Origin of the sequence: Streptomyces taklimakanensis (genome assembly GCF_009709575.1) — a bacterium.
Taxonomy (GTDB): domain Bacteria; phylum Actinomycetota; class Actinomycetes; order Streptomycetales; family Streptomycetaceae; genus Streptomyces; species Streptomyces taklimakanensis.
Map to the genome: position 1 here is coordinate 5,856,898 of NZ_WIXO01000001.1, position 26,037 is coordinate 5,882,934.

23 protein-coding genes and 1 pseudogene are annotated in these 26,037 nt (G+C 71.4%); 10 read left to right on the forward strand and 14 right to left on the reverse strand.

Annotated elements, in window-relative coordinates; all coding sequences use genetic code 11:
* Positions 1–16: 16 nt before the first annotated feature.
* The 4 genes from F0L17_RS25605 to F0L17_RS25620 form a co-directional block, all read right to left on the reverse strand.
* Complete coding sequence (locus F0L17_RS25605) at positions 17–433, reverse strand: VOC family protein (protein ID WP_155072895.1); 417 nt, start codon at positions 431–433, stop codon at positions 17–19.
* Positions 434–438: 5 nt separating this feature from the next.
* On the reverse strand, positions 439–864 hold the full coding sequence (locus F0L17_RS25610; RefSeq protein WP_162466690.1) for a helix-turn-helix domain-containing protein: 426 nt from the start codon (positions 862–864) through the stop codon (positions 439–441).
* A gap of 220 nt (positions 865–1,084) precedes the next feature.
* On the reverse strand, positions 1,085–1,885 hold the full coding sequence (locus tag F0L17_RS25615) for a GNAT family N-acetyltransferase (protein ID WP_338018221.1): 801 nt from the start codon (positions 1,883–1,885) through the stop codon (positions 1,085–1,087).
* A gap of 81 nt (positions 1,886–1,966) precedes the next feature.
* A complete protein-coding gene (locus tag F0L17_RS25620) occupies positions 1,967–3,172 on the reverse strand; it encodes an MFS transporter (protein ID WP_338018222.1) in 1,206 nt (401 codons plus the stop codon).
* Between the two features lie 232 nt (positions 3,173–3,404).
* Between F0L17_RS25620 and F0L17_RS25625 the strand changes: the two genes are divergently transcribed.
* Together F0L17_RS25625 and F0L17_RS25630 are read left to right on the forward strand one after the other, a co-directional pair.
* Positions 3,405–4,319 (forward strand): LysR family transcriptional regulator, encoded by a 915-nt coding sequence (locus tag F0L17_RS25625; RefSeq protein ID WP_155072897.1) that lies wholly within the window; start codon positions 3,405–3,407, stop codon positions 4,317–4,319.
* A 204-nt stretch (positions 4,320–4,523) separates the two neighbouring features.
* Complete coding sequence (locus tag F0L17_RS25630; RefSeq protein ID WP_155072898.1) at positions 4,524–5,450, forward strand: hypothetical protein; 927 nt, start codon at positions 4,524–4,526, stop codon at positions 5,448–5,450.
* Positions 5,451–5,920: 470 nt separating this feature from the next.
* Here the strand turns inward: F0L17_RS25630 and F0L17_RS25635 are convergent, their stop codons facing one another.
* Complete coding sequence (locus F0L17_RS25635; RefSeq protein ID WP_155072899.1) at positions 5,921–6,289, reverse strand: hypothetical protein; 369 nt, start codon at positions 6,287–6,289, stop codon at positions 5,921–5,923.
* 427 nt (positions 6,290–6,716) lie between these two features.
* Between F0L17_RS25635 and F0L17_RS25640 the strand changes: the two genes are divergently transcribed.
* Both F0L17_RS25640 and F0L17_RS25645 read left to right on the forward strand, forming a co-directional pair.
* Positions 6,717–7,286 (forward strand): TetR/AcrR family transcriptional regulator, encoded by a 570-nt coding sequence (locus tag F0L17_RS25640; protein WP_155072900.1) that lies wholly within the window; start codon positions 6,717–6,719, stop codon positions 7,284–7,286.
* Positions 7,287–7,323: 37 nt separating this feature from the next.
* Positions 7,324–7,675, forward strand: a pseudogene (locus tag F0L17_RS25645) (GNAT family N-acetyltransferase); the annotation flags it as partial.
* Between the two features lie 114 nt (positions 7,676–7,789).
* On the opposite strand, the gene F0L17_RS25650 reads toward F0L17_RS25645, so the two are convergent.
* The 3 genes from F0L17_RS25650 to F0L17_RS25660 all read right to left on the reverse strand — a co-directional run bounded on the left by F0L17_RS25650 (position 7,790) and on the right by F0L17_RS25660 (position 11,206).
* Entirely contained in the window at positions 7,790–8,773 is a 984-nt protein-coding gene (locus tag F0L17_RS25650; RefSeq protein WP_155072901.1) for an NAD-dependent protein deacetylase, read from the reverse strand.
* A 69-nt stretch (positions 8,774–8,842) separates the two neighbouring features.
* Positions 8,843–9,355, reverse strand: coding sequence for a hypothetical protein (locus tag F0L17_RS25655; RefSeq protein WP_155072902.1), 513 nt, complete (start codon positions 9,353–9,355; stop codon positions 8,843–8,845).
* Positions 9,356–9,733: 378 nt separating this feature from the next.
* Complete coding sequence (locus tag F0L17_RS25660; protein ID WP_155072903.1) at positions 9,734–11,206, reverse strand: FAD-binding protein; 1,473 nt, start codon at positions 11,204–11,206, stop codon at positions 9,734–9,736.
* Positions 11,207–12,099: 893 nt separating this feature from the next.
* Here F0L17_RS25660 and F0L17_RS25665 point away from each other — a divergent pair.
* Positions 12,100–13,134 carry a cytochrome P450 gene (locus F0L17_RS25665; RefSeq protein WP_338018223.1) on the forward strand — a complete coding sequence of 345 codons (1,035 nt, stop codon included), beginning with the start codon at positions 12,100–12,102 and terminating at the stop codon, positions 13,132–13,134.
* Positions 13,135–13,305: 171 nt separating this feature from the next.
* On the opposite strand, the gene F0L17_RS25670 is transcribed toward F0L17_RS25665, so the two are convergent.
* Entirely contained in the window at positions 13,306–14,664 is a 1,359-nt protein-coding gene (locus tag F0L17_RS25670; RefSeq protein ID WP_155072905.1) for a dihydrolipoyl dehydrogenase family protein, read from the reverse strand.
* Positions 14,665–15,078: 414 nt separating this feature from the next.
* On the opposite strand from F0L17_RS25670, the gene egtB reads away from it, so the two are divergent.
* Together egtB and egtD are read left to right on the forward strand one after the other, a co-directional pair.
* Complete coding sequence (egtB, locus tag F0L17_RS25675) at positions 15,079–16,314, forward strand: ergothioneine biosynthesis protein EgtB (RefSeq protein WP_202917939.1); 1,236 nt, start codon at positions 15,079–15,081, stop codon at positions 16,312–16,314.
* Positions 16,315–16,361: 47 nt separating this feature from the next.
* Positions 16,362–17,345: an L-histidine N(alpha)-methyltransferase gene (gene egtD, locus F0L17_RS25680; RefSeq protein WP_420802454.1), complete on the forward strand. Its 984-nt coding sequence runs from the start codon at positions 16,362–16,364 to the stop codon at positions 17,343–17,345.
* 540 nt (positions 17,346–17,885) lie between these two features.
* On the opposite strand, the gene F0L17_RS25685 is transcribed toward egtD, so the two are convergent.
* The gene (locus F0L17_RS25685; RefSeq protein WP_162466692.1) at positions 17,886–18,926 is read right to left on the reverse strand and encodes a vWA domain-containing protein; all 1,041 of its coding nucleotides are present in this window, start codon (positions 18,924–18,926) and stop codon (positions 17,886–17,888) included.
* A 406-nt stretch (positions 18,927–19,332) separates the two neighbouring features.
* Between F0L17_RS25685 and F0L17_RS25690 the strand changes: the two genes are divergently transcribed.
* Positions 19,333–20,169 (forward strand): metallophosphoesterase family protein, encoded by an 837-nt coding sequence (locus tag F0L17_RS25690; protein WP_155072908.1) that lies wholly within the window; start codon positions 19,333–19,335, stop codon positions 20,167–20,169.
* The gene (locus tag F0L17_RS25695; protein ID WP_155072909.1) at positions 20,166–20,309 is read left to right on the forward strand and encodes a hypothetical protein; all 144 of its coding nucleotides are present in this window, start codon (positions 20,166–20,168) and stop codon (positions 20,307–20,309) included. Before F0L17_RS25690 ends, F0L17_RS25695 begins: the two co-directional genes overlap by 4 nt.
* A 289-nt stretch (positions 20,310–20,598) precedes the next feature.
* On the opposite strand, the gene F0L17_RS25700 is transcribed toward F0L17_RS25695, so the two are convergent.
* The 4 genes from F0L17_RS25700 to F0L17_RS27890 all read right to left on the reverse strand — a co-directional run bounded on the left by F0L17_RS25700 (position 20,599) and on the right by F0L17_RS27890 (position 24,667).
* Complete coding sequence (locus tag F0L17_RS25700) at positions 20,599–21,777, reverse strand: spore photoproduct lyase family protein (protein ID WP_420802455.1); 1,179 nt, start codon at positions 21,775–21,777, stop codon at positions 20,599–20,601.
* A gap of 605 nt (positions 21,778–22,382) precedes the next feature.
* The gene (locus F0L17_RS25705; protein ID WP_162466693.1) at positions 22,383–22,826 is read right to left on the reverse strand and encodes a YetF domain-containing protein; all 444 of its coding nucleotides are present in this window, start codon (positions 22,824–22,826) and stop codon (positions 22,383–22,385) included.
* A 21-nt stretch (positions 22,827–22,847) separates the two neighbouring features.
* Complete coding sequence (locus tag F0L17_RS25710; RefSeq protein WP_155072910.1) at positions 22,848–23,348, reverse strand: hypothetical protein; 501 nt, start codon at positions 23,346–23,348, stop codon at positions 22,848–22,850.
* Between the two features lie 437 nt (positions 23,349–23,785).
* Positions 23,786–24,667 carry an EamA family transporter gene (locus F0L17_RS27890; protein WP_338018224.1) on the reverse strand — a complete coding sequence of 294 codons (882 nt, stop codon included), beginning with the start codon at positions 24,665–24,667 and terminating at the stop codon, positions 23,786–23,788.
* 437 nt (positions 24,668–25,104) lie between these two features.
* On the opposite strand from F0L17_RS27890, the gene F0L17_RS25720 reads away from it, so the two are divergent.
* Positions 25,105–26,001 (forward strand): LysR family transcriptional regulator, encoded by an 897-nt coding sequence (locus tag F0L17_RS25720; protein WP_155072912.1) that lies wholly within the window; start codon positions 25,105–25,107, stop codon positions 25,999–26,001.
* The last annotated feature ends 36 nt before the right edge of the window (positions 26,002–26,037 follow it).

Consider the following 26,037-nt stretch of genomic DNA (forward strand, 5'->3'; position numbering starts at 1 on the left):
TTCACCGGCCCGGGGCTCACCGGCCGCGAGGCTGGGTGAAGCGCAGCATGTTGCCGGAGGGATCGCGGAAGGCGCAGTCGCGGACGCCGTACGGCTGGTCGATCGGCTCCTGCAGCACCTCGCCACCCGCGGCCTGGACGCGCTCGAAGGTGGCGTCGCAGTCGTCGGTCGAGAAGATCACACCGCGCAGCATGCCCTTGGCCAGCAGCTCCGCCATGGCCTGTTTGTCGGCCGGCGAGGCGTTGGGATTCGCCGCGGGCGGTTCGAGGACGATGTTCACATCGGGCTGCGACGGCGAGCCGACGGTCACCCAGCGCATCCCCTCGAACTCGACGTCGTTGCGCACCTCCAGGCCGAGAACGTCCCGGTAGAAGGCGAGCGCCTTGTCGTGGTCGTCGACGGCGACGAAACACTGTGAGAGCTTGATGTCCATGCGCCTCACGCTACGGGTGGGGAGACGGTTCTCGCTTCTCCGTTCCTGATCGGTCGCGTGTGGATCTTGGCGACGCAGGCCGGGATGGCGGCGCCCTCGTCATGGCGACGGGCCCGGTACGAGCTCGGACTCTCGCCCACCAACTCGGTGAACCGCGAGCTGAACGACCCCAGCGAGGTGCAGCCGACCGCGAAGCAGACTTCCGTCACCGTCAGGTCTCCCCGCCGCAGCAGCGCCTTGGCCCGCTCGATCCGGCGTGTCATCAGGTAGCTGTACGGCGTCTCCCCGAAGGCGGCGCGGAAACTGCGGGAGAAGTGGCCCGGGGACATGAGGGCGGCGCGCGCCAGCGCCGGAACGTCGAGCGGCTCCGCGTAGTCGCGGTCCATCAGGTCACGGGCCCGGCGCAGCCGGGCGAGATCCTCCAGTGTCACGGGGCCACTCTCCCACAGCCGGGCACGGCCGGGGCCGGCTGTGGAAAAGCGCGGGGTGCCCGGGACCCACCCCGTCGGGCACCTTCGGCGTCCACCTCGGAGGAACGAGGAACGGGAGGAAGGAGGAACGAGAGCGGAGGCCGAGCAGGTCGGGCGGAGGCCCAGGGAGGCCCGGGCGAGGCTGTGGCGCAAGGGGCGCCGCCCTGTGGTCTCGGCGGGATCAGCCCTTCAGGCCGTAGAAGTGCATCGGTGAGTTGGGCGTGAAGCCGATGCGCGGGTACACCGGGGCTCCGGCGACGGTCGCGTGCAGGGTGGCACGGGTCAGTCCGGTGGCTCGGACTCCCTCGTACAGGGCCTTCCGCGTCACCGCCTCGCCGTAGCCCCTGCGCTCCCACTCCGGGGCCGTGGCGACAAGCACGACGAAGAGGCGGCCTTTCGCCTCCACCGTCGCGGCGCAGGTCACCGGAGTACCGTCCCGCATGCCCAGATACGCGTGGACCCGGTCCTTCCACAGACCGGAGCCGACGAGCCCGTCCCGGCCGTCCTCCAGAGGGAACCCGTAGGCGCGCGAGTTGAGGTCCGCGTAGGCCCGCAGTTGCCCGTCGGTGGTCACGCGCGCGAACGTCAGGTCGGGGTGGGTGGGTTCGGGGAGGGGAAGCAGGTCTCCGGCCATGCCGGTGCCGGGAAAGGCGTACGCAAGACCCGCTTGCTCGGCCGCTGACCTCAGCGCCGTGCGCGCGTCGTCGGCGAGGAGGCCCTCGAAGACCCACAGGAACCCCGGATGCTCCTTCGAGCGCATGATGTCCGCTGCCCGGTCCAGGCGTTGTTCGACGCCCTTCGCGTCCAGACCGACATCGGTCAGCGTGATGCAGTTCCAGAAGGCGAACCGGCAGTCGGCCCAGCGGACGGAGATGCCCGGAAGGTCTCGTACGTCCGCGTCCGGATTCCGGTCGAGCACCATGGCACGCCAGACCACGGCGAGCTGCTCCATCGATTCGACGGAGTCCGCGAGTCCCGTCACCGAAACCTCTCACATGGTCGAGCGGGGGGGAGAGCCGACCGGGCAAGGATATGCCCTCTGTCGGCTCCACGGCCGGGTCCTTCACCTGTCCGTCGGGTCGACTGCCGGGCCCGCGCGGCGGGTTGGGGAGGGGCGAGCCCCTCCGGTCCGGCGTCGCTCCGAAACGGCGAGGCAGAAGGTGGCCAGCAGGGCGAGGACGCCCAAGGGGACACCGGCCCGGCTCGTCAGGGACACCGCCGCGGTCAGCGGCACCGACGTGGCCAGCAGCCCGACGGCGACGGCCGGTGTCCCGGACCCCAGGTAGAAGAGGAGGTACAGCGCGGCCCCCGTCCCGGCGCGGTGCTCGGCCGGCGTCCGCGCGTCCACCGCTCGGGCGGCGCCGCCGAAGGCCGCCCCGTGTCCGGCGCCGGCCAGGAGCGCGGAGCCGAGCATGGCGGGCAGCGAGGCGGTCCCGGCGACCGCGAGCAGCAGCAGGCTCCCGGTGAGCGCGGCGACACCGAGGTACTGGGCTCTTTGCGCGGTGCGGCGCGCGCCGGCGAGCTGGGCCGGCAGGGACCAGGCCAGGACCGCGCCCAGCACGCCTCCGGCCGCTGCCGGGCCGCCGCTGTGCAGGGCCCGTTCGAGCAGAGCGGGAACGAGAGCGAGGTGGATGCCGACGACGGCCCAGGCGAGGAAGCCGTTGAGTCCCGCGACGACGAAGACCTTCCGGGCGGCGGGCGGGACGTGCGGTCGGACGGGGCGCCACCGCCGCCGCGCCTCACGGGCGACGGTCGGCTCGGGTACGTCCCGGTGCAGCCGATGCCACACCCACGCGAGCAGGACCAGGTGCAGCAGGTAGGGGGTGACCAGCGGCCCGGGGACGTAGTGGGCGAGCAGACCCGAGGCGGCCGGACCCGCGGCGGTGCCCACCGTGAAGGCCAGGCTCGCGAGGAGCGGTCCGCCGACGCGGGCGGTGGGGGTGCGATGCCGGACGATGAGCGCTTGGGCCGCCCCGGTCGCGGCGCCCAGTGCCAGTGCCTGACCGACGCGCCCGGCGAAGAGCCACACGGGGCTGTCGGCGAGGGCGAAGCAGCAGGAACCGACGGCGGCGAGCAGCACGCTCGCCCGCAGCACGGGCCGGTGGCCCACGGCGTCCGCCGCCGGGCCGCACAGCAGGAGCGCCGGGCAACCGACCAGGGCGAACGTGGCGAAGAGCAGTGTCATGACCAGGTCGTCGTAGCCGAAGAGACGCTGGTAGTCGGGGTAGAGGGGGCTGGGCAGGTAGGCGCCCGCGGTCAGTGTCACCACGAGCGCACCGGCGGTCCGCACCACTTGGCGGTCGGTGCGCTCCTCCGGCCGACCACGCCACCGGGATCGGGGGCGGTCCGACCGGGGCGGGGCGATCGGTGTGAACGCGACGGTGCGCCCTGCCGCGTTCCGCTTCGGAGATACGTGCTGATCGGTCACGTCCGCCAGTGTGCTTCCGAGGAAAGACGAGGGGAATCAAATGGTTTCGGAGCAGACCGTGCAAACTGTTTGCATGATCGACCCCCGGATCCGGATCCTCCAGATGGTCGCCGAGCACGGCACGGTGACCGCCGCGGCACGGGCGCTGCACTACACGCCCTCCGCCGTCTCCTACCAACTGCGCCGGCTGGCTGCCGAGGTGGGCGCGGACCTGGTGGTACAGCAGGGCCGGGGCATCCACCTGACGAACGCGGCCCACATCCTGCTGCGCCACGCGGAACGCCTTCAGGAGCAGTGGGAACTCGCCCGCGCCGAGCTGGCCACCGCCGGCGCTCGGACCATGGGCCGGATCACGCTCTGTGGCTTCTCCACCGCGGCCAGCCGTCTGCTGCCACCCGCCGCGGCCGCCCTGCGCGATGCCCACCCCCACCTGACGGTGCGCATCATCGAGGCCGAGCCCGACCGCTGCTTCGACCTGCTGCTCTCGGAAGAGGCCGATCTCGCGCTGTTGGTGGTCACGGCGGACTCACCGCCCATGACGGATCGCCGTTTCGACCAGCGGCCACTCCTCGACGACCCACTGGACCTGGTCGTCCCGCGCGAGCACCCCCTGACCCGGCAGCGGAGGGTCACACTCGCCGATGCCGCCGGGGAACCGTGGATCCTGGGAAACCCGGGCACGACCTACCACCAGTTGGTGCTCGCGGCCTGCCTGAGCGCGGGCTTCACGCCCCACATCGCCCACTACGCGGACGAGTGGGACACCGGCACCGCCCTGGTCGCCCACGGCCTCGGGGTGATCCTCGTGCCGCGTCTGGCACAACTGGGCGGGAGTCCGTCGCCGGCTCGTCTCCCGCTGCGAGGCGAGCCGGCCCCGGCCCGCCGCATCATGGCCGTCACCCGCCTCGGCGCCCGGGAGATCCCCCTTCTCACCCATGCGGTGGAGACCATCGCCGCAACCGCCACACGGCTGCTGCCGACGCCCTGAGGGAGACAGGAACTCGATCCCGGTTCGGGTCGGCCCGCGCCCACCGCACGCGTCCGGGCACACCGAACCTCGTCGACGACCGTCGGACGGACGCTCCGGCACCCCGCCCGGGTTCGGTGGCCGGCCGCTCGGCGGATCGGCGGGATCGTTCGTTCTCCGCCTCGGCCGGGAACCGTGACCGGCCGGCCTGGCGTGATCACGGGAATGACGCAGAGGAAGGAAGCGGGGCGCGCGGTCACTCACCTGACGGCCGTCTGGCTGGTCGGATGCGTCCTGACCAGCGTGCAGCTGCAGGCGGTGTTCGTCGCCCTCTTCACCGGCGGAGCGGTTCCGTTCACCGTCGTTCTCGTCGGCGTGGCCCTTCTGGCGGTAGCGGTGCTCGCGTGGCTCGGGACCGCCGTCCGCGCGATCGTGCCGCTCACGAGCCGGGCGCGCGGACCGTGGACATGGGCGGTGGGCGTCTACGCGCTCGGCACGGTCGGGGCGTTCGGGGCCGCCGTGGTGAACTTCAAGGTCAACCGCCTGGAGGACGGCCTTCTGTTCTGTTCGACCGGAGGTGCCTGCTACGCGCTCGCAGCCGCGCTCTTCCTCCCGGACACCCGATTCAGGCTGGGCGCCCTCGGAGCAGCGGCCGTCCTCGTCGTCGGCGGAACGTACGCGGTACGGGCGGCCACGCAACCCCCCACTCTCGACGAGTGGATCACCGCCAACGGTGTGGACCGAAGCATGCTACGGGTCGGCGATCCACCGCCGGGGTACACACTGCGGATCCTGGGCGCGGGCGAGGAGGGCTTCGGTGCCGAATACGAGCGGTCCCACCCCGCCCGGCGGCTCCACCTCGGCGTGGAACGCGCGGGACACGACCCCCGGCGCGTCGACGCGCGCGGTTGTCCGGTCCCCTTCGGCGAACCGATCCACTGCGCGGACGACGGCGGAGGCCGCCAACTGCTGACCTACGAGGGCGGCCACGAGCACCGGGAACTACGGCTGCGCCGTGACGGCCTCGTGTACACCGTGACGGTGGAGGGCCACGACACCGACCTGTCCGCGGCCCGGCACATCCTGGCGACACTCGGACCGGCGACCGACGCCGAGCTCGCCGGCCTGTTGGAACTGCCGATGCGGCGCTGAGCGCCCACTCGCCCACTCGCACCGTCCCGACCGCACTGTCCAAACTCACGCGTGGGAGGTGCCGGGCGGGGAACGCCCGCCCGGCACGAGGAGCGGCGGGAAGTGGGCGTCGGCCGCAGGAGTCGGTGCCCCGACGGTGGCGGCGGAGTTCGTACGTGTCCGCGAGGTTGCCCCGCTTGGACCGCGGGGGCAGTCCTTGCGCGTCCTGAGGTCGGCCCCCGCGTGGGAGGTCACGCCGCCGTACGAGCTGCTGCCGCCGTTGTTCCACGCCGACCTGACGTTCCGTGCGGCCGATCAGGAGCACGCCGTGTGGCCGCTGCGCCAGGTCGGGTCGGCAACCGACCGCACGCACTTGCCGCCACGAGTGCGCGCAGCCGTGGACGCCCGTGGTTCGGGGACCGGCCGTGCGGTGGGCGACCTGGCCGTGACGCCGCCGCTGCCGGCCCGCCTCCCACCGACTTCCCGGATCCTCAGCAGGTCGAGGACCAGGAGATCTTGATTCCGGTCACCCGGGTGGAAGCTCGCGAGATCCAGGCGTTCTCCCTCGGCTTGATGCAGCGGACGTATCCGTCGCTGTACCGGATGCGGGCGACGTCGTCGTAGCGGGTGTTGTAGACCTCGGTGGCGTTCGCACTGGCCCCGACCGACTGGTAGTAGTCGGTGACGTCCTGGAACTGCCCGGTCATCTGACCGGAGCTGTTGTAGAAGCAGACGTACGGGTAGGGGCAGGCGGGTACCGCGGCCCGGGCTTCGGTGGCCGAGGCGGCGGTGAGTCCGGCGGCCAGCGCCAGGGCTCCGGCGATACCCGCGCTCTTGCGCGTCAGGGCGGAGACGGACATGGGGGTGTGCTCCCTTGCTGTTCGCTGTGGTGGGTGGGGATGTGCCGGGCCGGCGCGGCAGGGCTGCGGCGTGGGCCCGGCACCCAGTCTCGGGCAGGCGGCGCGGGCCCTTACCCACCCCGGGACGTCCCAGGACGTCCCGGGACGCACGGTGGGACGGCCACCCCACGACCTGCGGGGCTCCCGTGCTCCGTCCGGTCCCGCCGCGGTACCGACGGGAGATCGTGGACGGCGCGGGCCGCGGGTGGGGGGTTCGGCGGTGCGCCGGGACCGGTCCGACCGGCCGGGTCGCCACGGACGGCACCCGTGTCGGCGGTCGGCGACCTTCCCAGTGGTGTCGGCGCACGGCCGTGTCGAAACGGTGGGTCAATTTGCCTAAAGGTTATAGGTAAATGCATGGTGGCTTCAGGGCGATGGAGGGAAGGCGATGGCACGAGCGGGGCTGACCACCGAACGCCTGGTCCGGGCGGGGGCGGAGCTGGCCGACGAGGTCGGCTTCGATCAGGTGACCGTCTCGGCGCTGGCCAGGCGATTCGGCGTCAAGGTCGCGAGTCTGTACTCGCATCTGAAGAACTCCCAGGAGCTCAAGACCGGGATCGCCCTGCTCGCCCTGGAGGAACTCGCCGACCGGGCCGCCGACGCCCTGGCCGGGCGCGCCGGCAGGGACGCCCTGACCGCCTTCGCGAACGTCTACCGCGACTACGCCCGGGAGCATCCCGGCCGCTACGCCGCGGCGCGGCTCCGGCTCGACCCGGACACGGCGGCCGCGAGCGCCGGGGGCAGGCACGCGCAGATGATGCGAGCGATCCTGCGCGGCTACGACCTGGTGGAACCGGACCAGACGCACGCGGTTCGACTGCTGGGGAGCGTTTTCCACGGCTACGTCGCTCTGGAGGCGGCCGGCGGCTTCGGCCACAGCGCCCCCGGCTCGCAGGAGACCTGGACCTGGATCCTGGACCGCCTCGACGCCTTGCTGCGGAACCGGCTCGCGCTCTGAAACACCGCCGTCCCGTCTCCCGCGGGGCGGCCGGCACACGGCCGCGGGTCCTCCCGATCCGGCCGTCTCCTGGCTGAACCGGGTGGTCCGACTCCGTGACGAGGCATGCCCGACGGGCACGGTCCAGGCGGTGATCAGGCCCTCCGACCACGGCCCCTCGCCGAGATCGCCTGGGTGACGGGAACCCCGTGGCAGGGGAGGGGGGCATCGCCACCGAAGCCGCCCGAGGACTCGTCGACCGGCTCGGCTGGCAGCCGGTGCAGACCGTCATCGCCCACCTCCACCCCGAACATCGGGCGTCCGCCGCAGTCGCCACCGCCGCCGGGCTCACGCCCACCGACGGATGGCACGGAGGCGAAGTCCGATGGCACCGGAGCATCGGGCGCTGACTCCACCGATCCGCGGGTCTCGGCCATTGCTCCCTTGTTCCGCCGCGATCGGTCGGTTCGGCGCCGCTCGTGTGAGCGTCGTCGACCACTGCCGCGCTTGTGGGTCCCGCGCTGTCACCCGGAAGACGGAACGATCTTGTGATCGGGGCGGGCCGACGCGGTGAACCCCGGCGGCGCCCCACCGCCGCCACCGTCCCGTCCGGTCGCCACCCGGTCGTCGACGGGGATGCCCAGCCGACCGGCCACGGTGGTGAGGGCCGCCCCCAGCGGGAGCGCGACCCGGGCGAGGGCGTGCCGGTCGCCCCGGGTCGGGTCCCGGTTGACGATCAGTACCGGCTTCCCGGCCTGGGCCGCCTGGCGGACGAACCGGAGTCCGGACATCACCGTCAGGGAGGAGCCCAGGACCAGCAGCGAGGCCGCCTCACGGACCAGATCGCGGCAGTGCTCGACCCGCCGCGGCGGAACGGCTTCACCGAAGAACACCACGTCCGGTTTGAGGATGCCGCCACAAGCCGCGCAGGGCACCACGGAGAAGTCCCCGACCTGCTCGTCGGTGAGGTCGGCGTCACCGTCCGGGTTGATTCCCGCGGCCACCGGCTCGAAGCCCGCGTTGACCTCCTCCAGCCGCCGGGCGAGTTCGTGGCGCGCACTGAAGGCGCCGCAGGAGAGGCAGACGACCCGGCTCAGGTTTCCGTGGAGTTCCACGACGCTCTCGCTGCCGGCGGCCTGGTGCAGACCGTCGACGTTCTGGGTGATCACGCCCGAGAGCAGACCGTGCCGCTCGAAGGCGGCCACGGCCCGGTGCCCGGCGTTGGGGCGGGCGCGGCCGAAGGTGCGCCAGCCGAGGTGGCTGCGTGCCCAGTACCGACGCCGGGCCTGGGCGCCGGCGGTGAAGTCCTGGTAGGTCATCGGGGTGTGCCGGCTCAGGCTCCCGCCTTCGCCCCGGTAGTCGGGGATGCCCGACTCCGTGGAGATGCCCGCCCCGCTGAGCACCAGCACACCGCCGGCGCTCAGCGCGTCGACGACCGGCCCCGGATCCGTGGTGCCCGGCGGCAGGTCCTCGGTGGGGGTCCATCTCACGGTGGGGCGCATGCGCATGCCGCCAGGGTACGGAACAAGCCCGCCCCTGCGGTGACCCGGCGGTCCCCGGTCTTTGGGGCGGGCGCGTCAGGCGAAGGTGTAGGTGCCGATGCCCGAGGCCGTGGTGAGCCCGGGTTCCGCGAGGCAGGCCGTGAGGTCGAGGTTGAGCAGCTCGACGACGTGCAGGACGGAGTCACCGGTGAACTTGCCCGCCGTCACCGTCCCGTTCTCCACGATGACCAGTGTCCCCAGGACGTAGTTGGCGGACCGGTGATAGCTGATCGTGCTGGTTTCGCCGGTGTTCCAGGTGATGGTGTACGAGCCGCTGCCGGAGGCGGCCAGGTCCGTGCAGGAGCGGTCGAGGCCGTGGATGGTCGCCCGCACCTGCCCTCGCGTCACGGCCGGATCGGTGAGGGACGTGCACGAGAGGACGTTGTGCACGGTCACGTCCACCGTCCGGGGCGTGGTCAGCAGGCCGGGGGAGTAGGAGACGGACTCGTTCTCCGTGCAGGTCGGATCGCCCGGCGCCGCGTGCGCGGGCGCCGGTGGGAACAGCAGGGACGAGGCGATCAGGGCGACCACGGCCGGTAGTCCTCGCATGCTCCGCACCGCTCGTACCTCCACAGTGACGGTCACCTCCGCCCGCGCGACGCGAAGTGACGAATGGGGTACCGAAAGTACACAACACCCGAGCGTGCGAGAAGACCGCGGTCCCTCCCCGTCGTGTGACGTCATCCGTGCCGTGGGCGTGGAGACGGCCACACCGGCGGCCGCCGTCCCTCCCCGCGCCACGGACGCGACTTCCGTGACCGTCCGGCTTTCCGGCTTGGTCTCCGCCCTGGTCCGCCACAGGTGGACGGTCCGTTCCGCCGTGCGGGCCGCGCTTTCGGCGCAGCGGTGCGTCGGGCGCCGCCCCTCGTCCTCCTGTGGGCGGGGCGTCTTTGGCGCGTGGAACCGCCGGAAGGCGGCGGTGGCCGCTCAGGCGGTCCGGGAGTCGACGCTCTGGCCGTGGCGAAAGAGGTTGCCCGGGTCGTAGCGGCGCTTGATCTCGACCAGCCGGTCGTGGTTGGGGCCGTAGTAGGCGGTGCGCCAACGGTGCAGGTCGGGGTCGGGGAAGTTGACGTAGGAGGCCGAGGTGCCCAGGTCGCGGCGGAGGGTGTGGTACACCGTGCCGATCTGGTCCAGTAGGTGCCCGACCACCTCGCCGGGGGTGGCCGGATCCCAGGTGGTGCCGATGTCGATGACGAAGGTGGCACCCCGGTGGGGGAAGGCGGTCTCGTCCGGGGCGGGGGTGCCGCTGCGGCCGCCCATGGCGAAGAGGGTGACATGGCCGGCGTTGCCGGCCCGGCCCGGCTGCCAGTGGCGGATCCACTCGGTGACGGCCGTCACCGTCTCGGCTTCCAGTCGGCGGTCGGGGACCAGGGACTTGGAGGCCAGTGCCACGCGTTCGGGCTTGGTCATCAGATGGTCCTGGGCCTTCCAGAAGTGCCGTTGCTCGACGAATCGCTTGGTCGGTCCCAGTTCCAGGATCGGGGCCAGGTGTCGGCGGAGTCGGTCGTCGGTGCCCAGGTACTGGCCCAGCAGCGTGATCTCGCCGTGGCCGTGGTTGACGAACCCGACGCGGCAGTCGAAGTCACCCGTCCCGTCCCGCCGAAGGATCTCCTGCACCCGCTCCATCAGCTTCACGCCCCGGTCGAGGGCGAAGGTGAGGTCGAAGACGGTGGCGACCTGGTCGGCGACCGGGATCGCGTCGAAGGTGAAGCCGGTGTTGATGCCGAAGTTGCCTCCGGCGCCACCTCGGCAGGCCCAGAACAGGTCCGGGTTCTCGCGGGCGGAGGCCCGCACCAGGGAGCCGTCGGCCAGTACCACCTCGGTCTGCGTCAGGCGGTCACAACCGAGGCCCCACTTGCGGTCGTTGAACCCCAGTCCGCCGCCGAGGGTCAACCCGGCCACCCCGACCCCGGGGCAACGTCCGCCGGGGAAGTACAGGTTCGCCTCCCTCGCGCGGTAGACGTCGGAGTTGGTGGCACCGCCACCCACCCGTAGCCGCCGCCCGCCGGGGACCACCTCGCTCATCCGGCGCAGACTGACCAGCAGGCCTTCGGTGGTGGAGTGACCGGCGTAGTCGTGGCCGCCCGAACGCGGTGCGAACGGCACGCCGTGCTTGACCGACCAGCGCACGGCGACCCGCACGTCCCGCGGGGTGGCGCAGGCCACGATCCCGGCCGGGCGCACATGGGCGTACCGCAGGTTCTCCGGTACCGCCAACCTGTCGTACCCGCCCCCACCCGGGCGGTACAGGGCCGCACCCGGACTCAGCGCCCGACGCAACTCCTGCCAGGCGGCCGCCCGGGGCCCCGCCGAGGTCGGGGACGCCGTCGTCGGGCCCGCGGCCACAGCGGCGGCCGCGGCTCCGGTTCCCAGGCGCAGAACATCGCGTCGGTTGCGCACAACTCTCCCGTCATGTGTCCGAGGGCCTGCCGCACGCGTCACCGGCCGCCCGGGTGAACGCGTCGAACACCGGAGGCACGGCGGGCGGCCGACAGCGGCGGAACTGCGGCACGGCGAAGTAAACAGCCCATCCGGAACAACCCCCTTCTTCCTGGGCGCGTGTCGCCCGACTTCGCCCTCCAGGGCGCTTCCGCGTCGTCTGCCCCCGGCCCTGCCCGGCCCGTGGAACTTCGGGATCCTCGACGGAGCAGCTCACCGGCACCACTGTCTTTGGCCGGTTTCACCGGTTCACCCGATTCCGCCGTGTGTGTAGCGTCATGACGCACGAGGTGGGCCCATGGCCGACCGGATTCATGTCAGTGGCTGATCACGCGCTGGGACGTGCGGCGGCGGGCCGAGAAGGCGCAAGCCGGGCCGGACAGCGGAGATCACCGATCAGGAGGAGGATCACCATGTCCTGGTTCACTACCGGCCTGCGGGCGCTCAGCGGTGAGATGCGCGCACGGTGGCACGGATACTTCGTCGGATACGGGCGGCAGGACTGACGCCGGGCCGGGCCGGACAGCGCAGATCACCGCGCGACGGGAGGACGACGATGTCGTGGGTCATCAGGGGCGCTCGGGCGCTCAGCGGCGAACTGCGCGCCCGCCGCAACCAGTACGGCGACAGGTACGGACACAGAGTCTGAACAGGATCCCCGTGCGGGAGGGGGTGCGCAGCCGGTTCCGCGCGCCCCTTCCCCCGTCAGATGGGCAGAGGACCTCGTGTTCTTGGACAGGCAGAGCCTATGGCACCACCTTCGGCGATGGGAGAACCTGGCAGCGGACGCCGATGGCCCGTTCAGGCTCCGCTTCGGGACTCTCTTCGTCGCCGATGCGGATGCGGCCCGGGAGGTGCTGGTCGATTCGGCCGACAAGTACCTGCCGCAGTCCGGGTTCTTCCGCATCGGACCAACGCCCCTTTCCCGGACGCTGCGAGCCGAGGCGTCACGCGAACTGCTCACGATCCTGACCCGTCACGATCTCCGCGCTTCGTTCGACATCGACTCCGCCCTCCGCGAGGCAGGTGACAGCCGCGGCCGCCTGCGGAACCAGCGCTGGGGAGTCCGAGTGATTCGGCGGTACTTCGCGCCGGTGATGGCACACCGGCGCCACCGCGAGATCAACTCACTCATCGATGCCTACGTGACGTCGAGCATCATCGCCGACGACATCGTCGGTCACGCGGTGAGGCGTTCCCACCGCTCGGTACCCGTCATCCGGGCCGGAATCGCCGAACAGCTGGAACGGCTGCCCGCACCGGGCGCCGACGCACAGGACCTCGTCGACGTGGTGCTGGGCCTGCACGGGGAACTGTCCCCGGCGGATCGCGCGCAGCTGCTGCAGCGGCTCGTCCTCTCCACGGTCGGCTTCACCGGCGTGACTCTCGAATGGGTGGTGCTGCTCGGCCTTCGGCACGGGTACAACGGCCCATCGGTACGACCGGAACAGGTCCGTTCCCTGGTCAAGGAGGCGCTACGCCTCTATCCGACGGCGTGGCGCCTGGCCAGGGTGGCCGCCGCTGATCACGAGATAGCCGGCGTCCCGGTTCACGAGGGCGAACACGTCCTGATCGGCACGCACGCGCTCCACCGGTCGGCGGCCGTGTGGGACGAGCCGCTGGACTTCCGTCCCACGCGGTGGGAGAAACCGACCGACGACCAGCGGCGGTCCTACCTTCCCTTCGGGAAGGGGGAGGGGATGTGCCCGGCGAACGGATTCGCGGCCAAGGCCCTGGAACACCTCGGCCACCTCGTCCTTCGCGACTACCGGGGAGAGGTGCGGCTCCGGAGACGGAAGCCCCATGCCCGCACCCTCCTGGCACCGCCGGCGGGCTGGACCCGCCTCACCCGGGAATCGCAGCCGGACCGGCGGAACCGGCAGGACTGAACCGTCGATCCGGCTCGGCCCGCCCTCGGGCGGGCACCCGTCGTTCGCGGAACGCGAGGAGATCGCGCGCCGACCGGGAGCCCTGCCGCGTTGCGGACCCCGACCACCGGCCGACCGCCGGCCGCCGTAGGGCCTTCGGCCCCTTGTCGCCGCGGAAGCGGGACGGTCCGCTCACAGGTCGAGGCGCTCGGCTGCTTTGAGGTAGGCCTCGCTGTAGGTGGGGAACTGGGCGATCCCATCGAGCAGGACATCGAGGGGGACGCGGGCGCGGATGGCGAGTGCGGCCTGGTGGATCCACTCCCCGGCCAGTGGGGCGACGGCCCACGCGCCGACCAGGACGCGACGCCTGCGGTCGGCGAGCAGGCCGAGAGTGCCGGTGGGCTCGGTTTCGAAGGTCCATGGGCGGGCGAGGGAGGCGGCGAGGTCGAGTTCACTGGTGGCCAGGTCGATGTTCCGCTCGCCGGCCTGGGCGGTGGTCAGACCGACGGCGGCGATCTCCGGCTGGGCGAAGACGACGCGGGGGACGGCGGTGTAGTCGGCGCGGCGGGGCCTGCCGAGGATGGTGTCGGCCACGACCCTGGCCTGGTACTGGGCGACGTGGGTGAACAGGGCGGTGCCGGTGACGTCGCCGACCGCCCACAGCCCGTCGTCGGTGACGCGGCACCGCTCGTCGACGTCCAAGGCACCGCCGGCGTTGGCTTCGATGCCGACGGCGTCCAGGCCGAGCCCGGCGGTACGGGGCCGGCGGCCCGTCCCGAGGACGATCACGTCGGTGCGGACGCTGCTGCCGTCGTCCAGTTCGACCACGGTGTCGGCGCCGTCGCGACGGACGGTGGTGGCCTGGCGGCCCAGGCGCACGTCGATGCCGTCCCCGCGGAGCCGGGCGCCGACCAGCTCACCGAGGCGGGGTTCCTCGCGGTCCAGCAGCCGCGGGCCGCGTTGGACAAGGGTGACGTGGCTGCCCATGCGGGCCAGGAACTGGCCCAGCTCCACGCCGACCGCGCTGCCGCCGATCACCACGGCACGCCGGGGGATCTCCCGCACGGTGGTGGCCTCCCGGTTGGTCCACGTCTCCACCCGGTCCAGACCGTCGATGGGCGGGCGCACCGCCTGCGACCCGGTGGCGATCACGACGTGCTCGGCACTCAGCCGCCGTCCGCCCGCCTCGACGCGCCACGGGCCGCGTCCGGTGATTCGGGCGGTGGCCTTGACGACGGTGGCGCCCTGCTCGCGGTAGCCGTCAACCTGGGCGGTGTCGTCAAGGTGGCGGATCATGTGGTCGCGGTAGTCGCGCAGGGTCGGCCAGTGTTGCTCGGGCGTGGACAGACCGGCGGCGCCCGCGGCTTCGGCGCGGGCCTCGGGCGGACGCAGCAGGGTCTTGGAAGGGACGCAGGCCCAGTAGGCGCACTCGCCGCCGACGAGTTCGCGTTCCACCAGCGCCACACGCAGTCCGCCGGCCAGCAGCCGGGAGGCGACGGTCTCCCCTCCCGGACCGGCTCCGATGACGACCGCGTCGAATTCCTCAGCCATGGTGTCGTTCCCTTCCTTCGAAGACCGGGGGACAGAACTCATCGGGTGCGCCGCAGCAGGGAACCACCCTGCCCCATCCGCCGTGGCCTCGGCGGCTCCGAAGGCGGAACGGGTGAGGAAACCCCAAGGATGGGCGACGGCCCGACAGGCCCGGTCGGGTGTGCCACGGCCCGGACGCCCACGTCGTGGACCTGGGGGCCGGGGACCCGACCACGCTCCGCGCGGCAACCCCACCGGACGGCCGGCCCGTCGCGAACACCCCGCCCGTCGCCCCCGCAACGGGCGGCGGGCCGATGCGGACGTCGGGCCGGGGCCGACCACGGTCGGGAGTCAGCCGCCCGCGCGATGGGTACAGCGCTCGTTGACACCTGTGACCGCCGCCCGGTCGCGTACTGCCATGACGATGGAGGTCGTGTGTCCCTGGCCGCCCCCGCCCCGCCGAGCCTGCTCGCGCGGTTCCAGGACGTCCGCGCGCTCACCGAACGGCTCGCCGCCCCCCTGTCTCCCGAGGACCAGACCGCGCAGTCGATGCCGGAGGCCAGTCCGACGAAGTGGCACCGCGCCCACACCACTTGGTTCTTCGAGGAGTTCCTGCTCGGTCCCGCGGGCGGACACCAGCCGTTCGACCCGACGTTCCGCTACCTGTTCAACTCCTACTACGAGGCGGTCGGCCCTCGGCACCCCCGCCCGCAGCGCGGTCTGGTGACCCGGCCGTCGGCCGACGAGGTCGGCCGTTACCGGGCGCACGTCGACCGGGCCGTCGTCGACCTGCTGCGGCGCGGAGTCGACGAGAAGCAGGAGGAGATGATCGTGCTGGGGCTGAACCACGAGCAGCAGCACCAGGAACTGCTGGTCATGGACGCCCTGCACCTGCTCTCGTGTCACCCGTTCGGACCGGCGCTGCTCCGGCGGCCGGCCGAGGACGACCCCGAGCCGCTGCCGCTGACCTGGCGCGCGGTCCCCGGCGGACTGTACGAGGTGGGGCACGACGGAACCGGATTCGCCTTCGACAACGAGGGGCCGCGCCACAGCGTGCACCTGGTGCCCTTCGAGATAGCCGAACGCGCGGTCACCAACGCCGAGTGGCTGGAGTTCATCGCCGACGGCGGCTACGACCGCCCGGAGCTGTGGCTCTCCGACGGGTGGGCCGCGGTGCGGCGGCACGGCTGGCGGGCCCCGGGCTACTGGTTGCGGCAGGACGGCCGGTGGGCCGCGTTCGGTTCCGCCGGTGTGCGGCCGCTGCGCCGGGACGAGCCGGTCTGCCACCTTTCGTTCTACGAGGCCGACGCCTACGCCCGCTGGGCCGGTGCCCGCCTGCCCACCGAGTTCGAGTGGGAGGTCGCGGCCCGCGAGGTGGCGGATTCGCGCGGCCGGCTGCTGGACCCCGACCGACTGCACCCGGGCCCGGCCGGCCGGCACATGCTCGGCGACGTGTGGGAGTGGACCTCCAGCGCCTACCTGCCCTACCCCGGCTTCCGCCCCGCCCAGGGCGCGGTCGGCGAGTACAACGGCAAGTTCATGTCCGACCAGCACGTCCTGCGGGGGGCGAGCTGCGCCACCCCCGCGGGGCACGAGCGGCCGACGTACCGCAACTTCTACCCCGCCGCCTCCCGCTGGGTGTTCGCCGGACTACGACTGGCCCGCCCGTGAAAGCCGCCCACGGACCTCACTCCCCGGCCCGCGCGAGGAGGCCGGACGTGGTGCGAGCCGGTGCGGCGATCCGTGTGGACCGCCACCTGACACCGTCGACGCTGCGGGCCGACCTCGAAGGCGACGTCCGAGCCGGACTGGCCACGATCCCCAAGGCGCTGCCGCCGAAGTGGTTCTACGACGCCCGGGGCTCGCACCTGTTCGCACGGATCACCGAACTCGCGGAGTACTACCCCACCCGCCGTGAGCGCGCGATCCTACGGGCACACGCCGCCGACATAGCCGAACTGACCGGGGCCGACACCCTCGTCGAACTCGGCAGCGGCACCTCGGAGAAGACCAGACTGCTGCTCGACGCGCTGGGAGAGGCCGGATCGCTGCGCCGCTACGTGCCCTTCGACGTGGACGAGACCGTGCTCACCGCAGCGGCCCGGGCGGTGGCCGCGGAGTACCCCACGGTCGCGGTGCACGCCGTCGTCGGCGACTTCGAGCGCCATCTGCCGCTGCTGCCGACCGGCGGCCGCCGCCTGGTGGCCTTCCTGGGCGGCACCATCGGCAACCTGCTCCCCGCGCAGCGCGCACACTTCCTTCGCACCCTCGCGCGGAGTATGGCACCCGGGGACGGCCTCCTGCTCGGCACCGACCTGGTGAAGGACCCGGCCCGGTTGGTCGCCGCCTACGACGACGCGGCGGGCGTGACCGCGCGGTTCAACCGCAACGTGTTGCACGTACTCGCCCGGGAACTCGGCGCCGAGGTCGACCCCGACGCCTTCGCGCACGTCGCGGTCTGGGACGCGGAGAACGAGTGGATCGAGATGCGCCTGCGGTCGCTGCGGGACCAGGTCGTGCGCGTCCTCGACATCGAAGCGTCCTTCGCCGAGGGGGAGGAAATGCGCACCGAGGTCAGCGCCAAGTTCCGCCGTGAGCGTGTCGTGCGGGAACTCGCCTCCTCCGGGCTGCGCCTGCACTCCTGGTGGACCGACCCGCAGGGGGACTACGCCCTCTCGCTCGCGAGGAAGGCGGCTCGGTGACGGAAGGTTGCCGGTCCGATCGGTGCGCTTCCGCCTCACCCGTGTGCGGCGGTGGTTGCGCGGGGCGACTGTCGTCACGTCGTGCCCGCCGTCGACGGACCGCGGAGCACGGTCCGCGACACCCCAATGCCACGCTACTGCCACGCTGCCGCCTCGTTCCCCGCGTTGCCCTCCGCAGCAGCGCCGCGGCTGCCGCATCGCCGGCTTCGTCCGCTTCGCCGCGGGATCCCGGCTCGGCGCCTGACCGCGCCGATTCGCTCGACCCGCTGGTCTGGTGCCCTTCGGGGAACGGCAGGACGGCCGTTCCTCACGCTTCGAGGCGTCAGGCGACGTCGCGTGAGGGAACGGCCGCTGGTGAAGAGTCTCGCTCCCGCAGGTTTCGCTGCCGTCGCACCGGGCGTGCCGTCCCACTCCCGATTCGAGTTCCACGACCGCCCGGACAGCCGCGCGGACGCGCCATTCGAGCTCCCCGACGCGGGCACGGCGCGCTGTACGCGGCCCTGGACCGTGGCCGGCCGGAGCCGGTGAGGCCTCCCGGCGTCAGAGCATGAGCAGGAGCCGCGTGTTCGGCACGAGCTTCCGGTTCACGCTGGTGCTCTGCACGAAGATCGTGAAGTCGTCGTTGTGGTCCGGCTTGACGCGAACTTCCACGTCCGGCAGGCCGAGCAGGGCCCGGGCCTCGGGCCCCGTGTACACCCGGTCCGTCTTCTTCTCCAGCACCGCGATCCGCTTCCGCGCCTGGATCTTCTCCGACTTGCTCAGTTGGTAGAACGCGCCACCGGTACGGTAGGTGTGCCCGCATTCGACGACCCAGTCCCGGATCGCCACGTCACGGGCCACCGGGATCAGTTGGTACTTCGACGGATTCACCGGGGTGAGGCCGGCCGCCTTGATGGTGTCCTTGTTGACCGCTTCCGCACCCGTGGAGAACACCGCCCGCGATCCCCGGATGCCCTGAGTGCGGCCCACCATGAATTTCTCCGTGGCCTGCCGGATGACCTGCCCGGCCTCCTCCAGGCCCTGTGTGCTCGTGGCGTCCCAGATGGCGATGTTGTCCTTCGGGAAACCGCACTGCATGGCCTCGCGCTTGCCCATCTGGTCCGGCACGAGGACGGCCAACGTCCAGTTGTCCTCCTGCGTCCTGATCATCTCGGCCACGGCCCCGATCAGTTCACGCGGATTCCTGGTGGGGGCATCCGGGCAGCGATGACTTGCGTTCTCCTGCCCGTCGGTGAGGACGAACGTCAGGAAGCTGTGGTCACCGTAGAGTTGAGCCGTCTGCGCCAGTTCCCGCTGCGACTTCAGCGCGGCCGCCAGCAGAGCCGTCATTCCACCGACCCGGTACAGCTGCTTCAGGGACGGCATCCGCAGTACGTCCTTGTCGTAGATGACGCACTCCACCTTGTCCGCGAAGACGTACACCGTGACGCGGGTCTCCTGGTCCAGCTCCCTCGAACGACGGGCAAGATAAGCGATCTGCTGGTCCGCGACTTCGACGACCTTGCGACTCAGGTGTGACATGGACGAACTGGCATCCAGCACAAGAGCAACGTGATTGATGTAGTTCTGGCTTCCGGACACGACAGTCCCCCTCTTTCCGACTCGATGCCCCTACCGTTCCACCCACCACTGACAATCGATCTTGGCTCCCAGGCTGGACGGAAGGGCCCACCGAACCGTGAGCAGGCCGAGACGGTCGGGGTGCCACGGAAAGCGACGGTCCTCTTTGCACGGACGGCGCGCGGTCCTGCTCGCTCTCGCGGCACGAGCGCGAATGAACTGCCAAGGCCCGGGGGAGGTTCCGATGGGCCCGAGCCTTCGGGACCGGGGCGCGTAGAGTGGGGCGATCGCGTGCCGCCCCGCACCGAGGGGCGAGGTGCCGAGGACGGGACACGCGCGGAGGCAGCGCGTGCAGGGGACACGGACGGGGGAGCGGTGTGTACGAGGACGAGCAGCGCGGTCGTCACGGTGCGGCGGGTGCGCTGAGATGAATCTGTTCGCCATCAGCGACCTCCACGTCCGCCATGCCGCGAACCGCGACATCGTCGAAGGTCTGCGACCGGACTCGGACGATGACTGGCTGGTGGTCGCCGGAGATGTCGCCGAGATCTTCGACGACATCGTATGGGCGCTCGGGACACTGAACGATCGCTTCGCCAAGGTCGTCTGGACCCCCGGCAACCACGAACTGTGGACCCCGCCGAAGGATCCGGTTCAGCTCCGTGGCGAGGAGCGCTATCTGCACCTGGTCCGGACCCTGCGTGGTCTCGGCGTGGTCACGCCCGAGGACCCCTATCCGGTGTGGCAGGGCGCCGGCGGGCCGGCCGTGATCGCGCCGCTGTTCGTGTTGTACGACTACACGTTCCGACCCGAAGGCACGTACACCAAGGAAGAGGCGCTCGGTGTCGCCCATGCGGCCGGCGTGGTCGCCACCGACGAGTACCTGCTGCACCCCGACCCGTATCCCGGCCGTGAGGCGTGGTGCCGGGCGCGACTGGCCTATACCCGTTCGCGGCTGGACCGGATCGATCCCGCACTGCCCACCGTGCTCGTCAACCACTTCCCGCTGGTGCGGGAGCCCACCCGCATCCTGCGCTACCCGGAGTTCGCGCTGTGGTGCGGCACCGAAGCCACAGCCGACTGGCACGTGCGGTACCGCGCGACCACCGTCGTGTACGGACATCTGCACATCCCGCGCACGATCGATTGCGACGGGGTGCCTCACCGCGAGGTGTCGCTCGGCTATCCGCGCGAGTGGCGCAGCCGGCCGGTCGCGCCCCCCGGGCTCTGCCGGATCCTCCCCGGGCCGGAGCGGCGGCGGTGACCGCCGTTACCGGTCGGCGCGGGCTGCTTGCCCGGCTGCTTTGCGATGCTGTGGTGGTCAGTGAGCTGTTCACCGACCCGCCGGGCGTCGTGCTGTTCCCGCAGGAGGCCGAGATCGGGGTCGCAGCCGTCGGGGCGTGACGGGGGAGTCCGCGGCGATGGTGCCGGCGTTGGGCGGTGTCCTGGCGCCGGCGTCGGGAACGACCAGACGCACGCCGGGGTGGTGGTGGACGAGGTGGTCCCGGCCGCCGGGGCCGGGATGTCGAAGAACTCGCCGTACCTCTCCTGCTCCTCGACGACGAGGGGATGGGTGAGCGACGGTCCACACCGGTTCGCGGCCGTGCCCGCTGCGCCGGCGGGTGGACGACGTGCCGCGGGGCCGCGCCGGCCCGGGGGCCGACCCAGCCCCACCCCACCGGGGACTCCGGGGTCAGAAGGCGTAGCGGATGTCCAGCCACGGGGCGTGTGCGGCGACCAGTCCGCGCAGCCGCTCCAGCGCCTCCCGCTTGGCGCCGGCCCGGTAGCGCACGTTCCAGCTCCCGTTCTCCGAGCGCTTGCCCTCCTGGAGGTCCGGCCGCCACAGCACCTCCTCGGCACGCGGATGCCACTCCAGGTTGACCTCGTGCAGGTCCCGGTTGTGGGTGAGCATGATCACCTCGGCCGCCGCCTGCTCCTTCACCGCCCGGGGCAGGACGTCGTCGAGTTCCCGCAGCAGCTCCGTCCACGCGGCCTCCCAGCCCGGGCGTACCACCACCGGGGAGAGGTTGAAGTGCACCTCGTACCCGGCTTCCAGGAAGTCGCCGGCGGCGGCGATCCGCGCGGCGACCGGGCTGGTGCGGATGTCCAGCAACCGCGAGTCGGCGGCCGGCATGACGGAGAAGCGGATCCTGGTGCGGCCGCGCGGGTCGAACGCCAGCAGATCGGGGTTGACGAACTTGGTGGCGAAGGACGCCTTCGCCGTCGGCCACTGCCGGAAGGCGGCGACCAGTTCCGCGGTGCTGTCGCAGATCAGGGCGTCCACCGCGCAGTCGCCGTTCTCCCCGATGTCGTACACCCACGCGTCGGGGTCGCACTGGTTGGGGACGCGCTTGGGGCCCTGCGCCGCGATGTGGCGGGCGAGGCGGCCGACGATCTCCCCGGTGTTGGTGAAGACGGTGATCGGGTTGGCGTACCCCTTGCGGCGGGGCACGTAGCAGTAGGCACAGGCCATGGCGCAGCCGTTGGAGGGGCTCGGGGCGATCCAGTCGGCCGAGCGTCCGTTGGGACGCAGGGTGAGCGTCTTCTTCACCCCCAGGACCAGCGTGTCGGTCTTGACCCGGACCCAGCGCGCGGCGTTGCCCTCGGCGCCGTGGAGACGCGGGATCCGCCAGTGCGAGGCGACGTCGGTGACCCGGGCGTGGGGGAAGCGCGAGATGATCTCCCGGCCGCGCTCGGAGGCGGCGGCTTCCGGCTCCGCGTATATCTCCCGCACGTCGAGCATCCGGAGCGCCGCGGGGGAGCCGCGGAAGGCGGCTGCGGAGGCCGGGCGGCGGACCGCTCCGGAGGGCGCGGGCGGCAGCAGGTCGTCCACGGGGAACAGTCCGTCCGCTTGGTGGGAGTGGTGCGGCACGGGGACTCCGAACGGTTCGCGGGACGGCCGTGCCGTCGAGTCTACGGGAGCGCGCCCCTCGGCGGGCCGGTGCCGACCGGTGGGGAGCCGGACCGACCGTTGCCCTCTCCCGCCACACCGGCGGGGGATCCGCACGGCCGGGCAAGGCCACAAGGATCCGACCAGAGCGTCACGGAGAAGTCACACAGCTCGTACGTGGAACCTGAATCCGGACAAGATGGCCCGACACCGCACCATCACGACCAGGAGCCCCGCCCTGCGCGCCCGCACCACTGCACTCGCCGTCGTTCGGACACCCGCCACGGGCACCACGCTCGACGGGAAGCCGGCCACCCTCCCGACCGTCAAGGTCGAGGAGAACTGTCCGTGGGTGCCCGCCCAGGGGAGCACCCATGACGGACGAAACCACACTCACCTGGCGAGGGACGTACGGGGGGAAGAAGCGCACTCCGGTCCCACTGAAGGACCCCAGGCCAAGCGCAAGGGGACCCACCGGGGGCGCCGAACGGCGACACGTGGCACTCGCGCGTCCGTGCGGGGCAGCCCTCCACGGGGAAGGTCCACACTCCTGGGCCGAACTCGGAAGCGCGCCTTTTTTCGGTCCGTTACCGCCGGGGAACGATGCTGATGCTGCCTTCCTTCTCCAGCACGGCGTACTTGATCTGGTCCATGCGCTCCAGGCCCTGGTTCTGCCGTGCGGCAGCGAGGATGTCGGCCTCGTCGATGTGCAGCCGTTTCAGCCGGTCCTCAAGGAGCCGCCCGTCGTCCACCACGACCAGCGGGACGCTGTCGGTGACCCGCGAGAAGGCCGGGAAACGGAAGCCGAGGTAGTCGGTGAGCCGGTCCACCGTGATCAGGGTGGTGATGACCAGGGCCGCAGTGGTCAGGGAGAAGTCGTCCCCCAACAGTGCCTGCTGGGTGGCCTCGCTGATGATCAACAGCAGGACCAGGTCGAAGGTGTTCATGCTGGCCAGCGACCGCTTCCCCCCGGCCCGCAGCAGCAACAACACGATCAGGTAGACGACAAGCGCACGTACCACCGTATCCACGGCGGCCTCCTTCTGACGGGCTCAGGGGTAGACGAACTGCCGGAAGCCGACTTCGGGACCGGACTCTCCGACGGTGACCGTGCCGGAGTGGAGGCCGATGACATCGGGGCGGTAGGAGACCTGGACCTCGGGCGGGGCCTGTTCGGCGGGGAAGGTCAGGCGCAGCCCGTCCGAGGTGCTCTCCCAGGTGTCCGGCTCGGGAGTCACCCGGTCGATGTCGGCCCCGTCCACCCAGTCCGAGGAGAGCGTCAACATCACCTCGCCCTCGGACACGGCCGCGGTGCCCGTGGTGATCTGCAACTCGGTCGTGGCCGTGTAGCGGGTCAGCCCCGGGTACTCCACCGTCACCGCCCCCGAAGCGGCCGACGCCCGCTCGGAGTGGAAGATTCCGAGGCCACCGAAGAGGCTGGCCAACGCCGCGACGACGATCATGGTCAGCACTACCCAGGCACCGCGCTCGAAGGCCCACTCACCGCGCTGGAACCGCTCGTCCTCGTCGATCTGGAGGTTTCGAGGAGCCACACGCATCACCTCCCGCCGCCGGGTACCTTCAAGGAGGCGACCGAACCGCCACGAAAAAACGGTTCACCCCTTTGCCGCCGCCTACGACGACCACCCGGTGGTGCCGGTGGGCCGTGCCCACCGCCCACCGCGGTCGGTATCGCGCCACACGAACGGGTACGCGAGCACTCGCGCCGGGCTGCCCCCGACGCAACTCCTCACCGAGGTCTTCCCGGTGAAGTTCATCACCGTGTGGGGAGTCGCCACCAACTCGCGGCAGACCCGGCCGGATCCGGGAACCAGGGGCGGGGGCGCCCAGGCCACTGCCGTAGAGAAGACGGCGCGGGAACTCTTGCGCATCCATGTTCTGCCGCGGCCCGGGCCGCATCGGGTCGGACCACAATGACCGGCTTGTCGATGAACTGTGACGGACTCGGGTTTGGTCACGTTCGTACCGGTCATCGGCGTACCTTCCCCCGATCGGAAGTCACACCGGACGTTTTGCGGCTTCGGGTTCCGCTGTGGGTGGCCGGGGGCGTCTCATGGGTGGCCACGGTGCCGGCTGATGCTGCGGAGATGCACACGATGGCCAGCCACTGGTGACCTCCCAGGTGCTCACCGAGCAGGAGGAGTCCGGCGATCCCTGCGGCGACGGGCTCAAGGCTCTGCAGAACACCGACCGTGCGGGCAGGCAGGTGCCGGAGCGCCGCGAGTTCCAGGGAATAGGGAACCGCCGCGGACAGCACGGCGACGGCCAGGCCCACCCATAGGACGCCAGCTTCGAGCATGCGGCTGCCGCTGTCCAGGACGCCGAAGGGGAGGGTGAGCACGGCCGCCCAGGCAACGGCCAGGGCCAGCGGTTGGCCCCCTGACATCCGTGCCCCGGTTCGTTTGCTCAGCAGGAGGTAGGAGCCCATGGAGATCGCGGATCCGACGGCGAAGAGCAGGCCGATCGCGGGCGGCGCGTCGGCGGTGCCCGGGGAGGTGAAAAGCACCAGACCCGTGACGGCCAGAAGTCCCCACAGCAGATGCACCATGCGCCTGGCGGCACACAGCGAGACGACGAGCGGCCCCATGAGCTGAATGGTCATCGCTACGCCGAGGGGCATGTACTTCATCGCCAGGTAGCCGAGATTCATTCCGGCGATGGCCGTGCCAAAGGCCAGGATGAGCACGACGTCGGTGCGTTCCCGCGGCAGGCGTGGCCGCCACCAGGCCAGAAGGAGAAGGGCGGCGAAGGTCAGCCGGATCGCCACTACGCCCCACGGTCCTCCGGCGGCACCGAAGAGCCCTTTGCCGATGGCTTGCCCGGTCTGCACGCTGACGACGCTGGTGAGCACGAGGAGCGGAGCGGGCACCGAACGTGCGACCCGGTGCCCTGCCGGGCCGGAGTCTTCGGCGGGCGAGGCGCGCCCGGATGCGGGGTCGGCTGGAGACCTCACAAGGTTCTCCTCCATCCGTGTCCGTCTCGGCTCTGCGGGTGGCGAGAGCTCGGAAGTCGGAAGGAAGGGCTGCCTCCGCTCGCCACAAGGCGTGGCTCGCGTTGGGAGGCGGGGTCGAGCCATGCGTGCAGCCGGCCACATGCGCACCGGACGTAGGTGAGGACGCCGTCCATCACTCGGTGGCGGGAGAGGACGCTGAGGGGCTGCCTCAGCGACCAGCCACATATGGAACACGTTTCCTCGGCTTTCGACGGGGCGCTCATGCCTTCAGGATCGGCAAGAAATCCGTACGCGTCCATCGCACATTTACGCATGTGATCTTATTGAATTACTGCATGGTTGATCTCCAGCTTCTTCGGACTCTCCGCGTTCTGTACGTCCAGGGCACGGTCACCGCGACGGCTCGGGCCTTGCACATGTCACCGTCGGCTGTTTCGCAGCAGCTACGGCGACTCGCGGCGGAGGCGGGCGCCGACTTGCTACGGGCCGAGGGACGCCGGGTCCAATTCACCGCCGCGGGACACGTCCTGCTGCGCCATGCCGACCTGCTGTGCTCGCAGTGGGAGCGAGCAGTCTCCGAGCTGGCCGAAGAGGCCGGAAGCCCTCGGCGGACACTGTCCCTCGGGGGGTTCGCCACCAGCATCGACACTCTGCTGGCTCCTGCGGCCAGGCGCCTGAACCAGGCCGAGTATCCGACCAGGACGTTCCTCCAGGAGGCGGGGACGCAGGAGTGCTACGAAAAGCTGCTGGCCGGAGAGATCGACCTGGCTGTCCTGACTCCTCTGCCAGGGGGGCCACCCCTGGACGATCCACGCTTCGAACAGTCCGTACTGATGGACGATCTCATGGACCTCGCTGTGCCCGCCGATCATCGGTTGGCGACACAGAGCACCGTCGATCTGGCGGATGCCTCGACCGAGGACTGGATCGCCCCGCACCACGACCACACCCGGCTCATCGAGTCCCTGTGCTCCGCGTCCGGGTTCGCCCCGAAGTTCGTCCACAGGGCCGACGCGTGGCATGCGGTGCTCTCTCTCGTGAGCCATGGCTTCGGGGTGTGCCTCGTTCCGCGCCTGGTCCCTCCCCCACGTCTCGACGTCGCGCGCGTACGCCTCCGCGGGGACCCACCGCCGTTCAGGCGGATCCTCGTCTGCGTCCGCAGCGGAACCGGGCAGGACCCCACCATCGCCGACGGCATCGCCGCTCTGCGGCAGCAGGCACAGGGGCACTGAGCGTTTTCCAACCTGACCGCCGAGGGGGCTGGTTGG

What these genes read in the sequence shown, in the direction of transcription:
- F0L17_RS25640 (WP_155072900.1), top strand. Translation starts at nt 6,717, where the DNA reads ATGGCACGAGCGGGGCTGACCACCGAACGCCTGGTCCGGGCGGGGGCG.
- F0L17_RS25670 (WP_155072905.1), bottom strand. Translation starts at nt 14,664, where the DNA reads ATGGCTGAGGAATTCGACGCGGTCGTCATCGGAGCCGGTCCGGGAGGG.
- F0L17_RS25635 (WP_155072899.1), bottom strand. Translation starts at nt 6,289, where the DNA reads ATGTCCGTCTCCGCCCTGACGCGCAAGAGCGCGGGTATCGCCGGAGCC.
- F0L17_RS25650 (WP_155072901.1), bottom strand. Translation starts at nt 8,773, where the DNA reads ATGCGCATGCGCCCCACCGTGAGATGGACCCCCACCGAGGACCTGCCG.
- F0L17_RS25605 (WP_155072895.1), bottom strand. Translation starts at nt 433, where the DNA reads ATGGACATCAAGCTCTCACAGTGTTTCGTCGCCGTCGACGACCACGAC.
- F0L17_RS25720 (WP_155072912.1), top strand. Translation starts at nt 25,105, where the DNA reads ATGGTTGATCTCCAGCTTCTTCGGACTCTCCGCGTTCTGTACGTCCAG.
- F0L17_RS25690 (WP_155072908.1), top strand. Translation starts at nt 19,333, where the DNA reads ATGAATCTGTTCGCCATCAGCGACCTCCACGTCCGCCATGCCGCGAAC.
- F0L17_RS25655 (WP_155072902.1), bottom strand. Translation starts at nt 9,355, where the DNA reads ATGCGAGGACTACCGGCCGTGGTCGCCCTGATCGCCTCGTCCCTGCTG.
- F0L17_RS25625 (WP_155072897.1), top strand. Translation starts at nt 3,405, where the DNA reads ATGATCGACCCCCGGATCCGGATCCTCCAGATGGTCGCCGAGCACGGC.
- F0L17_RS25630 (WP_155072898.1), top strand. Translation starts at nt 4,524, where the DNA reads ATGACGCAGAGGAAGGAAGCGGGGCGCGCGGTCACTCACCTGACGGCC.